The sequence below is a fragment of the Ensifer sp. LC384 genome (genome assembly GCF_001695865.1).
In the GTDB taxonomy this organism is placed as follows: Bacteria; Pseudomonadota; Alphaproteobacteria; order Rhizobiales; family Rhizobiaceae; genus Ensifer.
In genome coordinates this window covers 153,149-166,739 of record NZ_MBST01000034.1, presented here as the reverse complement: position 1 = coordinate 166,739, position 13,591 = coordinate 153,149, and the positions used below count along the sequence as shown (strand labels likewise).

At 61.5% G+C, this 13,591-nt stretch carries 10 protein-coding genes; 6 read left to right on the top strand and 4 right to left on the bottom strand.

Annotation, left to right across the window (positions count from 1 at the left end):
* Nucleotides 1-3 precede the first annotated feature (3 nt).
* Nucleotides 4-900, top strand: a complete 897-nt coding sequence (locus tag BC363_RS22780; RefSeq protein ID WP_065787197.1) for a DMT family transporter — start codon at nucleotides 4-6, stop codon at nucleotides 898-900.
* A gap of 46 nt (nucleotides 901-946) precedes the next feature.
* Here the strand turns inward: BC363_RS22780 and BC363_RS22775 are convergent, their stop codons facing one another.
* Together BC363_RS22775 and parC are read right to left on the bottom strand one after the other, a co-directional pair.
* Complete coding sequence (locus tag BC363_RS22775; RefSeq protein ID WP_065787198.1) at nucleotides 947-1,285, bottom strand: helix-turn-helix domain-containing protein; 339 nt, start codon at nucleotides 1,283-1,285, stop codon at nucleotides 947-949.
* A gap of 138 nt (nucleotides 1,286-1,423) precedes the next feature.
* Nucleotides 1,424-3,700: a DNA topoisomerase IV subunit A gene (gene parC / locus BC363_RS22770; RefSeq protein WP_065787199.1), complete on the bottom strand. Its 2,277-nt coding sequence runs from the start codon at nucleotides 3,698-3,700 to the stop codon at nucleotides 1,424-1,426.
* 452 nt (nucleotides 3,701-4,152) lie between these two features.
* Between parC and BC363_RS22765 the strand changes: the two genes are divergently transcribed.
* The 3 genes from BC363_RS22765 (at nucleotide 4,153) to groL (ending at nucleotide 7,917) form a co-directional block, all read left to right on the top strand.
* On the top strand, nucleotides 4,153-5,346 hold the full coding sequence (locus tag BC363_RS22765) for a hypothetical protein (protein WP_065787200.1): 1,194 nt from the start codon (nucleotides 4,153-4,155) through the stop codon (nucleotides 5,344-5,346).
* 609 nt (nucleotides 5,347-5,955) lie between these two features.
* Entirely contained in the window at nucleotides 5,956-6,174 is a 219-nt protein-coding gene (locus tag BC363_RS22760; protein ID WP_065787201.1) for a hypothetical protein, read from the top strand.
* A 114-nt stretch (nucleotides 6,175-6,288) separates the two neighbouring features.
* Nucleotides 6,289-7,917 (top strand): chaperonin GroEL, encoded by a 1,629-nt coding sequence (gene groL, locus BC363_RS22755; protein ID WP_065787202.1) that lies wholly within the window; start codon nucleotides 6,289-6,291, stop codon nucleotides 7,915-7,917.
* A gap of 282 nt (nucleotides 7,918-8,199) precedes the next feature.
* On the opposite strand, the gene BC363_RS22750 is transcribed toward groL, so the two are convergent.
* The gene (locus BC363_RS22750) at nucleotides 8,200-8,850 is read right to left on the bottom strand and encodes a TetR/AcrR family transcriptional regulator (RefSeq protein ID WP_065787203.1); all 651 of its coding nucleotides are present in this window, start codon (nucleotides 8,848-8,850) and stop codon (nucleotides 8,200-8,202) included.
* A gap of 66 nt (nucleotides 8,851-8,916) precedes the next feature.
* Here BC363_RS22750 and BC363_RS22745 point away from each other — a divergent pair, with 66 nt between their 5' ends.
* Nucleotides 8,917-10,122: a serine hydrolase domain-containing protein gene (locus BC363_RS22745; RefSeq protein WP_083223765.1), complete on the top strand. Its 1,206-nt coding sequence runs from the start codon at nucleotides 8,917-8,919 to the stop codon at nucleotides 10,120-10,122.
* Nucleotides 10,123-10,197: 75 nt separating this feature from the next.
* Here the strand turns inward: BC363_RS22745 and aspS are convergent, their stop codons facing one another.
* Nucleotides 10,198-11,985 (bottom strand): aspartate--tRNA ligase, encoded by a 1,788-nt coding sequence (gene aspS / locus BC363_RS22740; protein ID WP_065787204.1) that lies wholly within the window; start codon nucleotides 11,983-11,985, stop codon nucleotides 10,198-10,200.
* Nucleotides 11,986-12,299: 314 nt separating this feature from the next.
* Between aspS and BC363_RS22735 the strand changes: the two genes are divergently transcribed.
* Nucleotides 12,300-13,538 carry an MFS transporter gene (locus tag BC363_RS22735; RefSeq protein WP_065787205.1) on the top strand — a complete coding sequence of 413 codons (1,239 nt, stop codon included), beginning with the start codon at nucleotides 12,300-12,302 and terminating at the stop codon, nucleotides 13,536-13,538.
* Nucleotides 13,539-13,591 lie beyond the last annotated feature (53 nt).

The window sequence follows — 13,591 nt, the reverse complement described above, 5'->3', positions numbered from 1 at the left end:
AAATTGAGCCCTACCACTGATGCCGCGCTACACCGGCGCGGACTTGCCATCACCGGCCTTGGCGGCCTTGCTCTCTCCTTCGACATTCCGCTCATCCGCTCCGCCGGCGGAGAGGTCTGGTCGCTGCTCGCCGTGCGAAGCCTTTCGACCTTCTTCATCGGGCTTTTGGCATGGTTCGTGATCAATGGGCTGCTTGGCCGCAAGATCTCGCTCATTCCGGGCAAGGCCGGGCTCGTCGTCGGCCTGTTCTACGGCATCAATTCGTGCACGTTCCTGCTGGCCGTCTTCAACACGTCGACGGCAAACGTCGTCTTCATTCTTGCCTTCACATCGATGTTCGCCGCGCTGCTCTCCTGGATTTTCCTGAAGGAACGCCCCTCCAACGCAACGCTGGTGACAATGGCAGCCATGGTGATCGGCGTCGGGCTGATCGTGCAGGACGGGCTTGAGAGCGGACATCTCTTCGGTGACGCGATGGCGGCGAGTTCGGCCTTCCTGCTTGCCAGCGCCATCACCATCAGCCGGGCAAGCGGCCGCGACATGGCCTTGGTGCCGCTGGTGACCGCCATTTTCCCGGCGGCAGTCGCGCTTCTGCTCCTGCCGGCCGGCGGCTTCTCGATCGCGGCTCCGGAATATATCCTGTTCAACGGCCTGGTGATGATCCCGCTTGCGTTCTTCTGTCTGGCGACAGGGCCACGCTTCCTGTCAGCCCCGGAAGTGGGCATGTTCTATCTGCTCGAGACCATCCTGGCGCCGATCTGGGTCTGGCTCGTCTTCGCCGAAAGCCCGACGACGCAGACGCTTGCCGGCGGCGCAATCCTGATCTTTGCGCTGATCGGCCACTCTCTCTGGCAGGTGCGCAGCCGGGCCGCGCGCGCAGCGTTGCCCTGCCCCGAATAGATCGCGACCGCCTCGGGGTGGCAAAGATATCCGCCAAGCGCGATCGTCAGGTTGGCGTTCTATCGGCCTCCGAAGAACTCGGAACCTGGACGTGCATCGACCAGAGCTCGCGGTTCATGTCGATCCATGCGGCAGCGACATCAAGAGGCGCGGGATTGCCGCATACGGCCTCCCCATCGCGGGCAGGCAGCCGCGAAACCAGGCAGGCCTCCTCAAGGATGCGCAGATGCTGCTCGAGCGCATCAGGCGTGACAGCGACGGCGGCGGCCACCTCGACGACCCGGGTCTCACCGCCGAGCAATATTTCGAATATCCGCCGGCGAACCGGATTTGCGAGCGCGAGGAGAATGTCGTCAAGGGCTGCAGAATTCGGCATCGTCTTCATCCTGTTGGGATGATTATTGATCCACGACCGCACGTTGCTTTCAAGCGCCGAAAACGGGGCATTCGACTAATTTTCAGATCGCTTAGGCAGAATCCGGGTAACAAGCCTGCGCAACCGAGCCGCGCAGGGAGCGATGAATCAGCCGCTGAACTTGCCGCTGCGCGGGAAGCCCTTCGGCACGACGCGGCCGGCAGAGGCACGATCGGCCAGCCACTCGATCAGTTCGTCCTTGCTCTTGGTAAAGACGCGGCCAGCGCTGTCCTCCCAGACGAGACCGTCCGCAATCGCAAAGCAGCGGATGTCGGAGATACCGCCATCCTTGTAGCGCTGCAGTCGGACACCCTTGCCGCGCGCCATTTCCGGAATCTGCACCAGCGGGAAGACGAGCATCTTGCGGTTTTCCCCGACCACCGCGACGTGGTCGCCCTTGACCGGCACGACCAGCTTGGCTTCGTCGGGCATGGCGACGTTCATCACCTGCTTGCCCTTGCGGGTATTGGCAACGATATCGCCCTCGGCAACAACGAAGCCATTGCCCGCCGCCGACGAAACGATGAGCTTTCTCGCCGGATCGTGCACGAACGCCGTCAGCACGTCCTGGTCGTTTTCCATGTCGACGATAATGCGCAAGGGTTCGCCATGACCGCGGCCACCGGGCAGCTTGTCACCGCCGAGCGTGTAGACCTTACCGCCCGTCGTGAAGACGAGGATCTTGTCGGTCGTCTGGGCCGGAAACGCGACCTTCAGCGCATCCCCCTCCTTGAACTGCAGCGTCGAGGTATCGGAGATGTGGCCCTTCAGCGCACGGATCCAGCCCTTTTCGGAGATGACGACAGTGATCGGTTCCTTCTCGATCATCGCCTGCTGGATGGCTTCAATGTCGGCGTCAGGCGCGTCGGCAAAGGTGCTGCGACGCTTGCCGATCTCGGTCGCCTTGGCGAATTTCTTCTTCACCTCGCCGATTTCCCAGGCGACAGTCTGCCATTGCTTCTCCTCGGAGGCGAGCAGTGCCTCGATCTCGGCCTTTTCCTTCGACAGCGCATCGAACTCGGTGCGGATCTCGAATTCTTCCAGCTTGCGCAAAGAGCGCAGCCGCATGTTGAGGATCGACTCGGCCTGGAGGTCCGTGAGCGAAAACCGCTCCATCATCGTGACCTTCGGCTCATCCTCCTCGCGAATGATCCGGATGACCTCGTCGATATTGAGATAGGCGACGAGATATCCGCCGAGGATTTCGAGGCGGCGATCGATCGCAGCCAACCGATGGCGCGAGCGACGCTGCAGCACATCGCGGCGATGGGCGAGCCACTCCGTCAGCACTTCGTTGAGCGCCATGACGCGCGGCACGCGCCCCATCGACAATACGTTCATGTTGAGCGGGATGCGGCTTTCAAGCTCGGTGAGCTTGAAGAGCGATTCCATCAGGATCCCGGCATCGACCGAACGGCTCTTCGGCACCAGCACGATGCGGATATCTTCAGCCGATTCGTCCCTGATATCTTCCAGCAGTGGCAGTTTGCGCGCGACGAGCAGCTCGGCGATCTTCTCGATCAGCCGCGACTTCTGGACCTGATAGGGGATCTCGGTGATGACGATCTGATAGCCGCCGCGACCAAGCTCCTCCGAAACCCAGCGCGCCCTTACGCGAAAGCCGCCGCGACCGGTGCGATAAGACTCGGCCATGCTCGAACGGCTCTCGACGATGATGCCGCCGGTCGGGAAATCCGGCCCCTCGATACCGCCCTTTTGCGGGTTGGCGGGATCGTAGAGAAGATCCTCGACGGTTGCCTCGGGATGACGGATCAGATGCAGCGCCGCGTCGCACAGCTCATGCGCGTTGTGCGGCGGGATCGATGTCGCCATGCCGACGGCAATGCCGGTCGCGCCATTGGCAAGCAGGTTCGGGAAGGCGCCGGGAAGCACGGTAGGCTCCTGGTCTTCCTCGTTATAGGTGGGACGAAAGTCCACCGCGTCCTGATCGATACCTTCCAGCAGCAGCGAGGCGACGTCGGTCATCTTCGCTTCGGTGTAGCGCATGGCGGCGGCGTTATCGCCGTCGATATTGCCGAAGTTGCCCTGCCCGTCCACGAGCGGGTATCGGATGGCGAACTCCTGGGAGAGGCGCACCAATGCGTCGTAGATCGAGGCGTCGCCGTGCGGGTGGAACTTACCCATGACGTCGCCGACGATGCGGGCGCATTTCTTGAACGAGGTGTTGGGCCTGAGCCCCATCTCGCTCATGGCATGAACGATGCGCCGATGCACCGGCTTCAGGCCGTCGCGAACGTCCGGAAGCGCACGATGCATGATGGTCGACAAGGCATAGGCAAGGTAACGCTCTTCCAGCGCCGCCTTCAGGTCAACCGGCTGAATATGATCATCCCCGCCAGACGGGGGAGTAAGGCTTTGTCCCATGTGTTCTTGCTAGCGCAACAAACCCGGAACATCAAGGATTTCAGGGGATCGCGCTGTGGAGAACCGCTTGGGGGCAGCGACGCGCTATTGAACGGCGCAGACCGGGCGCTGCAATGTTCGTGCAACGCTTAAACGGTTATGCCATGAGTGAGCGATCGGCGTCGGTAACGTCCTGGAAAGCATCCGGGGGCGGAACCTGTGTGATTTCACCGAGCGAATATAATTTCGCCCTGTTTCGTATTAGGTTCGGCTGCTGTTGATTTGGATGATTTGCGAGGGGGCTATTGCGGGACGCGAACTGGCGGAAGGATGGGGCCGCAGGCATGGCATATTTCGCCTGCCGACACGGCTGTCCGCCTCAGTTGACGCAGCTTGCCGATATGAACCAGATTAGCGACGCCGCATCTTCGAAACAGCTAAACAATCAGATATTTTCACGAAGGAACTCCACAATGATGCATACGCGCAAGATCCGCCTGATGATGGCCAGCGCCGCACTCCTGACCCTCGCCGGCCCGGCCTTCGCGCTGGATGGCGCGGACCTGATGAAGAAGCTTGATGCGGCGACCAGCTCGAACGGCACCACGCTTACCTTCGACAAGGCCGAAGTCAGCGGCGACACGGTCACTGCCTCGGGCGTCCAGATCAAGCTCGCCGGCCAGCCCGGCGATGCGCTGAAGATCGGCGACATTACCTTCGAAGGCGTCGAGGAAACCGAAGGTGGCGGCTACTACGCCGAAACGGTTTCCTTCCCTGACATAAACGTCAAGCAGGACGAAGGCAGCTTCGCCGCCAAGGATATCCTCATTGCAGGCCTTTCGATTCCCGCCAATCCGGCCGGCGGCACGCTCGACGATATCCTGCTCTACGAAAGCGCCAGCACCGGCCCGATCACGCTCAGCGTCAAGGACAAGGAGGTCTTCTCGCTGGAAAGCAGCGAAGCCAACCTCGCCCGCCAGGAAAATGATGCCGGCTTTGACTTCGACGCAACGGCTGCCGGCCTCAAGGCAGATCTTTCCGGCGTCGAGGACCCCAAGTCCAAGGAAGCCATCGAAAAGCTCGGCTTGACCAAGCTCGATGGCGCCGTGACGATGAAGGGCAGCTGGGAGCTCGAAAGCGGCAATGTCGCGCTTGAGGAATATGCCTTCGACTTCAAGAACGTCGGCCGCCTGAACCTCGCCGTCGACATCTCCGGCTACACGCTCGCCTTCATGAAGTCGCTGCAGGAAGCCATGAAGACCGCCGAAGCCAACCCGAACAAGGAAGAGGCCAACCAGGCGATGGGCCTGGCGATGATGGGGCTGATGCAGCAGCTGACCTTCAACAGTGCCGAGATCCGCTTCGACGACGCCTCGATCACCAAGAAGGCGCTCGACTACGCCGGTTCGCAGCAGGGCGTTACCGGCGACCAGCTGGCGCAGTCGCTGAAGGGCCTGGTGCCGCTGATGATGGCCCAGCTCAACGTGCCGGAACTGCAGAACCAGGTATCGGCCGCGGTCAACACCTACCTCGACGGCCCGAAGAGCCTGACGATCAGCGCCGCACCGGAAAAGCCAGTTCCGTTCCCGATGATCATGGGCGCGGCAGTGGGCGCACCGAACACCATCCCGTCGGTGCTCGGCGTCAAGGTGACGGCAAACGATTGATCGTTAAAGCCCTGGCCTGACAATCAGCGCCGGCGACTTCGCAAGACCTTGTTGTCCTCGAAGTCGCCGGCGTTTTACAGCGCGGCGCGTCTATTTAGACGCGCAAAGGTCGCTGTAACACTTTGAGTTACTGCATAATTCCTTAAATCGATTCCGATTTAAGGAATTATGCAGTAGTATCGGCGCTCGGTGTCGACCTCGCCGGTTGAACGAATGATCAAACTGACACTCCCATGCTGAAGTACATGGCCGTGCAAGTGTCAGGTTCTTGTCGCTCGGTCCTTTTCGGTTGAAAGCCTGCCTTTCTATGGGCCGATTTGTTTCAGCTGCCTTGCGTCCCCAGTCTGCGCGGCCACTACTACTCACACGTCTCTCGCGAGCGACTGCATCTTTTTTCAGCATGACGAACAAGCATGAGACTTGAACCGGGTTTTGTCCGGCCATCCCGTACTGCGCGGTTCCCGGCGACCATCGCTGCGCTTTTCCGCGCGCGTGCGTTCCATGTTATGATCGCTCGGCTTGATGCCCGCGAACCGTCGCCTATCTAGATTTGTCTGGAGGAGAGATTCCATCCCACATTCCTGACCGATCACACGGAAGGAGAACGCCATGGGACTGAAACATGCGGATATCACCGCCATTCTTGGCCCGGTCGACGAAACGCTGATGGCCGAGCTGCTGGCCACCGGGGCGACGGCAGCCGAACTCGCGGAAGCGATCGCCTGGGTTAACAACGACGAAGCGCTGATCGGCGAAGGACGACATCTGCCGGCTGGGCGCGTCGCCGCATTGATCGACATCCTGACGCCCGACGAGGGCGAAGAATAGTTTTTTGGGCGCTGGAGCGTCCGAAGAGATAGATCTGATGACCATCGGTAACGTCAGGGCCATTTCGCGATGGCGGCCACGTGACTGCGAGTTTTGTGTTGAGGGAGGCCGACAATGACAGCCAAGGAAGTCAAGTTCAGTAGCGACGCCCGCGACCGCATGCTGCGCGGCGTGGATATCCTTGCCAATGCCGTGAAAGTGACGCTCGGCCCGAAGGGGCGGAACGTCGTCATCGAAAGATCCTTTGGCGCCCCGCGCATCACCAAAGATGGCGTTTCCGTTGCCAAGGAAATCGAACTCGACGACAAGTTCGAAAACATGGGCGCCCAGATGCTGCGCGTGGTGGCATCGCGCACCAGCGATGTCGCCGGCGACGGCACCACGACGGCAACCGTGCTCGCGCAGGCGATCGTCAAGGAAGGCGTCAAGGCGATCGCCTCCGGCATGAACCCCATGGACCTCAAGCGCGGCATAGACCTCGCGGTGGACGCCATCGTCGCAGAGCTCAAGGTCCGCGCCCGCAAGATCGCCAACAACGAGGAGATCGCGCAGGTCGGCACCATCTCCGCCAATGGCGACACGGAGATCGGACGATATCTCGCCAAGGCGATGGAAAGGGTCGGCAACGAAGGCGTGATCACGGTCGAGGAGGCCAAGACCGCCGAGATCGAGCTCGAAATCGTCGAGGGCATGCAATTCGATCGCGGCTATCTCTCGCCCTATTTCATCACCGACCAGGAGAAGATGCGGGTCGAGTTCGAAGATCCCTACATCCTCATCCACGAGAAGAAGCTCTCCAACCTGCAGGCAATGATCCCGATCCTCGAATCGGTCATCCAGGCGAGCCGCCCGCTGCTGATCATCGCCGAGGACGTCGAAGGCGAGGCACTGGCAACGCTTGTCGTCAACAAGCTGCGTGGCGGCCTCAAGATCGCTGCCGTCAAGGCGCCGGGTTTCGGCGACCGGCGCAAGGCGATCCTCGAGGACATCGCGGTCCTGACCGGCGGCACGGTGGTTTCCGAAGACGTCGGCATCAAGCTTGAGAATGTGACCTTGGAAACGCTGGGCCGCGCCAAACGCGTGATGATCGAAAAGGACAACACCACGATCGTCGATGGCGCGGGCACCAAAGCCGACATCAGCGGCCGCGTCAGCCAACTCAAGGCGCAGATCGAGGAAAGCACCTCCGACTACGACCGGGAGAAACTGCAGGAACGGCTTGCCAAGCTCTCCGGCGGTGTTGCCGTGATCCGTGTCGGCGGCTCGACCGAGGTCGAGGTGAAGGAAAAGAAGGACCGGGTCGATGACGCGCTGCATGCCACACGTGCGGCCGTCGAGGAAGGCATATTGCCTGGCGGCGGCGTCGCCCTGCTTCGAGTCGTCAACACGCTTGATGGTATCAAGACCGCCAATGCCGAACAGCGCGTCGGCGTCGACATCGTCAGGCGCGCAATCGAGGTGCCGGTGCGCCAGATCGCCGAGAACGCCGGCGCCGAGGGGTCGATCATCGTCGGCAAGCTACGTGAGAAAACCGACTTCGCCTATGGCTGGAATGCCCAGACGGGCGAATATGGCGATCTGTTCAAGATGGGCGTCATCGATCCGGCCAAGGTCGTGCGCGCCGCTCTGCAGGACGCCGCCTCCGTCGCCGGGCTCCTGGTGACGACAGAGGCGATGATCGCCGAAAAGCCGAAGAAGGATGGTGCCGCACAACTGCCAACCGGCTCCGGCATGGACTTCTAAACTCCTACTGCATAATTCCTAAATCGGATTCGATTTAAGGACGAAATTATGCAGCAACTCAAAGTGTTACAGCGACCTTTGCGCGTCTAAATAGACGCGCGGCGCTGCAAGGCGAGCCTACTGCATAATTCCTTAAATCGGAATCGATTTAAGGATAAATTATGCAGCAAGTTTAAAGTGTTACAGCGTCCTTAGCGCGTCATATTTGACGCGCGGCGCTGTAAAAGCGCAATAGGCTGCCATCTGGCGCGGAACAGACCCAGGAGCCCGGCGGCGTTCGGCTCAGACGACAGGATGCCGGTGGCGCGCGACCTCGTCGCTGGCAAACTCGGCAATCGACAGCAGATCCGCCTCGCCGGCTCCGTCCTGCGCCTGCACGGTCATTCCTTGCAGAATCGCGCCGATGAAGCGGGCAAGTCCAGCCGCGTCCGTATGCCCGCGCAACTCCCCTTCTTCGATCCCGCGACGAAGCCGCGTCTCCAGGGCGGAGAGCGTCTGGTTGCGAAGGGCCGTCACGTGGCGGGCGATCACGTCGTTTTCGACTGCGCAGGTCAAGACGGCGGTCGAGATCATGCAGCCTTTCGGCCGACCGGGCACCGAAAACTCGTGTGCGGAAACCCGAAGCAGCTTGGCAACGACATCGACAACATGCCCCTCCCCATTCAGGCTTCGGCCGGCCGCGGCCCCCTCCTCCTGTCGGTAGCGCTCGAGCGCCTCGCGATAGAGGTCCGCCTTCGACACGAAGGCCGCATAGAGGCTCTGCGGCGTGATACCCATGGCTGCGGTGAGGTCGGCGATCGACGCCCCTTCATAACCGAGCCGCCAGAAGGTTTGACCGGCGGCGGCAAGCGCAACATCCCGGTCGAAAGCGCGCGGACGACCGCGCCGACGAGTAGGAGATTCTAAGGAATTGCTATTTTCCACAATGATCACTCTAGAATTATGCTCGCACCTGACATATTCAGGAACGGCCATTGTGATTATAGGAGGTTTTCCACGATGAGTCTCCACCTCAAAAGCGCTGCCCTGCTGTCGGCGCTGCTCGCCTTTCCCGCGCTCGCAGATGATCCCGGCCAATCGGCGCTCAAAGCCCAGCTCGATCCGGTAATCGACCGCGCAATCGCCGAAAAGCGCATTGTCGGCACGGTCGTTCTCGTCGCCCGCGACGGTGAGCTTGTTTACGCCAGAGCCGCAGGCCTTGCCGACCGCGAGGCAAACCGCACTGCGCGCCAGGACGACATCTTCCGTTTTGCCTCGGTGACGAAGCCGTTGGTGACCGTGGCTGCGATGCGGCTCGTCGAACAGGGGCGCATCAAGCTCGACGATCCGGTCAGCAAATGGCTGCCGGATTTCCGCCCCAGCTTCGAAGGCAAGGAGGTGCCGATCCTGGTACGCCACCTTCTCAACCATACGGCAGGGCTGGAATACGGCTTCTTCCAGCCTCCTGATGGTTCCTACGCAAAGGCCGGCGTTTCAGACGGGCTCGATCTTTCCGGTATCACCCTAGACGAGAACTTGAAGCGCATCGCCAGTGTGCCGCTCGCATCACGGCCCGGTGAGGCCTGGCGCTATTCCGTGGCGATCGACGTACTCGGTGGCCTTATCGAGAAGGCAAGCGGCAAGACGCTGGACAAGGCCGTCGATGAACTGGTCGTGACGCCCTTGGCTTTGGCCGACACCGGCTTTTCCGTGAAGCCGACGGACAGGTTGACCGCCGCCTACTTCGACGGCTCGCCCGCCCCTGTGCGCATGCAAGGTGACGCTGCCGTGCCCATCGGCGAAGGCAAGCTGACCTTTTCGCCAGACCGCATCCTCGACGATAAAGCATTTCCATCGGGCGGCGCCGGCATGGCCGGCACGGCAAACGATCTGCTGACGTTCCTGGAAACGATCCGCAAAGGCGGCGGCCCGTTGCTCTCGCCCGAGACGGTGAAGACGATGATGCAGGATCAGACAGGCCCCAAGGCGGAGACGCAGGGTCCGGGTTGGGGCTTCGGCTACGGCTGGGCCGTACTCGTCGATCCCTCCACGGCCGGCACGCAGCAGTCGAAGGGCACGATCCAGTGGGGCGGTGCCTATGGCCACAACTGGTTCGTCGATCCGGTCAAGAACATCACCGTCGTGGCGCTGACCAACACGGCGTTCGAAGGCATGTGGGGACAGTTTACCAGAGATGTGCGCGACGCCGTCTACGCCAAGCCGTGAGTCCCCGGGCAGTACAAAATGAAAAGACCCGGCGGTGGTTACCGCCGGGTCTTTTGTTTCTCGGCCCCTTGGACCTTAGTCTTTCTTCTGCGGGATCGGGCGAAGCGCCAGCTCGCGCAGCTGGGCCGACGTCGCCTCGGATGGCGCACCCATCAGCAGATCGACGGCCTGCTGATTCATCGGGAAGATCGAGATCTCGCGAAGGTTCTTCGCGCCGACCAGCAGCATGACAATGCGGTCGATACCGAAAGCCATGCCGCCGTGCGGAGGTGCACCATACTGGAACGCGCGGTAGAGACCGCCGAACTGTTCTTCCACTTCCTGCTGCGACTTGCCGGTCAGCTCGAACGCCTTGACCATGACTTCCGGCAGCTGGTTACGGATCGAGCCGGACGCGATTTCGAAGCCGTTGCAGACCATGTCGTACTGGTAGGCCTTGATCGAAAGCGGATCTTCGCCGTTCAGCGCTTCAAGACCGCCCTGCGGCATCGAGAAGGGGTTATGGGCAAAGTCGATCTTCTTTTCGTCTTCAAGCCATTCGTAGAACGGGAAGTCGACGATCCAGCAGAACTCGTAGCGGTCGCGGTCGACGAGGTTCAGTTCCTCGCCTGCCCGCGTGCGGGCTTCGCCTGCGAACTTGTAGAATTTCGTGGGATCGCCGGCGACGAAGAAGCAGGCATCGCCATCATCGAGGCCGAGCTGGGTGCGGATCGCATCGGTGCGCTCCTCTCCGATGTTCTTGGCAAGTGGGCCGGCGCCTTCGAGCTTCTCGCCTTCCTTGCGCCAGAAGATGTAGCCGAGACCCGGCTGGCCCTGGCTCTGGGCCCAGGCGTTCATGCGGTCGCAGAACGCGCGCGAACCACCGGTCTTAGCCGGGATTGCCCAGACTTCCACCTTCGGGTTCGAAGCGATCATGTTGGCGAAGACCTTGAAGCCGGAGCCGTCAAAGTGCTCGGTGACCGCCTGCATCTCGATCGGGTTGCGCAGGTCCGGCTTGTCGGAGCCATATTTGCGGATCGCCGTATCGTAAGGAATGCGCGGGAACTTTTCCGTCACCGGCTTGCCATCGGCAAACTCGACGAAGATCTCGCGGATCACCGGTTCCATCGTCGACCAGACGTCTTCCTGCTCGACGAAGCTCATTTCGAGGTCGAGCTGGTAGAATTCGCCCGGCAGGCGGTCGGCACGCGGATCTTCATCGCGGAAGCAGGGCGCGATCTGGAAGTAGCGGTCGAAACCGGCCACCATCAACAGCTGCTTGTACTGCTGCGGTGCCTGCGGCAGGGCGTAGAAGCTACCGGGATGGATGCGCGACGGCACGAGGAAGTCGCGCGCACCTTCCGGCGACGAAGCCGTCAGGATCGGGGTCGTGTATTCGGTGAAGCCGACGTCGCCCATGTGGCGGCGCATCGACGAGATGATCTGCGTGCGCTTGACGATGTTCTTGTGCAGCGTGTCGCGGCGCAGGTCGAGGAAGCGGTACTTCAGGCGAACGTCTTCAGGGTAGTCCGGCTCGCCGAATACCGGCAGCGGCAGTTCCTTGGCAGCCGAGAGAACTTCGATCTCCTGGGCATAGAGCTCGATTTCGCCAGTCGGCATACCCTTGTTGACGGTGTCGTCCATGCGTGCCTTGACGAGGCCGTCGATACGGACAACCCATTCACCGCGGACAGTCTCGGCGGCCTTGAAGGCGGGGCTATCGGGATCGGCGACGACCTGGGTGATGCCGTAGTGATCGCGCAGGTCGATGAAGAGCAGGCCGCCATGGTCGCGGACGCGGTGGACCCAGCCGGAAAGGCGAACGGTGGAGCCGACATCCGACTTGCGGAGGGCGGCACAGGTGTGGCTGCGGTAGCGGTGCATCGTGTTATCCCGGAATTGCAAAGCGCCGCGCAGGCCGGAACGGCGCGCGGCAACATGATCAAAATCGGGCGGAAAAGCGCATGATGCGCCGGCTTTGTCAAGCCGAGACGTCCGTCGTCCCTTCGCCAGCGCCATCGATTAAGCGCCGAAAACCACGTATCAATACGCGCTGTTCGCGACATGATCTGCCAAACGACGCGAAAAGAACGGTTATCGTCACAATTCGCGACTGTGCGCCACCGGAATGCGCCGCTACACATAATGGGTCCGCCTTCATCCCGACTCGCGAGCACCATTCGGAAGCCGCCTGCCCCATGTCGCAAATTCGTCCGCTCATTCCGCTTCTCGTCACCGCAGGCATCCTCATCGGCGGCAATGGACTGCAGGGCACATTCATCTCGCTGCGGGCACTCGAAGAAGGTTTCTCGACGTCATTGATCGGCGTCATCGGCACCGGCTACAACATCGGCTTCGCGCTCGGCTGCGTCTACGTCACCCGCATCCTGCGCGCCATCGGTCATATCCGCACGTTCTCGGCGATGGCGGCCATCGCGTCGGCGGCGGCGATCGCCATGGTGCTCGTCATCAACCCGCTGATGTGGTTCCTGATGCGGCTTGTCGCCGGCATCTGCTTCGCCTGCCTTTTCGCCACCGTCGAGAGTTGGCTGAATGCCAGCGTCACCAATACGAATCGCGCGCGCACGCTTTCCGTCTACCGCCTTGTCGATCTCGGCTCGGTCACCGCGGCGCAATATGTCATTCCCGGCGTCGGCATCGGCGGCTTCGAACTCTTCGCGATCATCTCGATGGCACTGACATTGTCGCTTGTGCCGATTTCCTTTGCCGATCGGTCGAGCCCGGTGGCGCCGGAAGCGATCCGCTTCGACGTCAAGGCGCTCTGGAACATCTCACCGCTCGCGACTGTCGGCTGCATCGTGGTGGGCCTCACCAACGCCGCCTTCCGCTCGCTGGGGCCCATCTACGCGCAGGGGATCGGTCTCTCGGTGACGGCGATCGCCACCTTCATGAGCGCCGGCATCATCGGCGGCGTCGTGCTGCAATATCCGCTCGGTCATTATTCCGACCAGATCGACCGGCGGCTGATCATCCTGATTGCCACCTTCGGGTCGTTGCTCGCCGGACTTTTCCTCGCCTTTGGCGCCGGCAACGACGAGTGGCTCAATTTCGCCGGCATCTTCCTATTCGGCGCCTTCGCGATGCCGCTTTACTCGCTCTGCTCGGCCCATGCCAACGACCACGCGGCGGAAGGTCAGCACGCTCTGGTGTCAGCCGGCATGCTGTTCTTCTGGTCGCTGGGCGCCATCATCGGCCCGCTGTTTGCCTCGTTCCTGCTTGAAATCTTCGGCCCGCAGGCGCTGTTCATCTATACGGCCGCAATCCTCTTCCTCTTCATGCTCTACACGGTCAGACGCATGACAGCGCGCGGCGGCGTTCCCGCAGAAGCGCGCGCCATGCCATTCCGCAGCCTGCTGCGGACCTCGTCCTTCTTCAACAAGCTCGCGGGCGGCAACCACAGCCGCAAGGACGACTGAAGCGCCTGCGGCAAGATGTGGCTGTGCGAGAGAATTGCTGATTGCGGCGATCA

What these genes read in the sequence shown, in the direction of transcription:
- BC363_RS22735 (WP_065787205.1), top strand. Translation starts at nt 12,300, where the DNA reads ATGTCGCAAATTCGTCCGCTCATTCCGCTTCTCGTCACCGCAGGCATC.
- groL (WP_065787202.1), top strand. Translation starts at nt 6,289, where the DNA reads ATGACAGCCAAGGAAGTCAAGTTCAGTAGCGACGCCCGCGACCGCATG.
- BC363_RS22760 (WP_065787201.1), top strand. Translation starts at nt 5,956, where the DNA reads ATGGGACTGAAACATGCGGATATCACCGCCATTCTTGGCCCGGTCGAC.
- BC363_RS22745 (WP_083223765.1), top strand. Translation starts at nt 8,917, where the DNA reads ATGAGTCTCCACCTCAAAAGCGCTGCCCTGCTGTCGGCGCTGCTCGCC.
- parC (WP_065787199.1), bottom strand. Translation starts at nt 3,700, where the DNA reads ATGGGACAAAGCCTTACTCCCCCGTCTGGCGGGGATGATCATATTCAG.
- BC363_RS22775 (WP_065787198.1), bottom strand. Translation starts at nt 1,285, where the DNA reads ATGAAGACGATGCCGAATTCTGCAGCCCTTGACGACATTCTCCTCGCG.
- BC363_RS22765 (WP_065787200.1), top strand. Translation starts at nt 4,153, where the DNA reads ATGATGCATACGCGCAAGATCCGCCTGATGATGGCCAGCGCCGCACTC.
- aspS (WP_065787204.1), bottom strand. Translation starts at nt 11,985, where the DNA reads ATGCACCGCTACCGCAGCCACACCTGTGCCGCCCTCCGCAAGTCGGAT.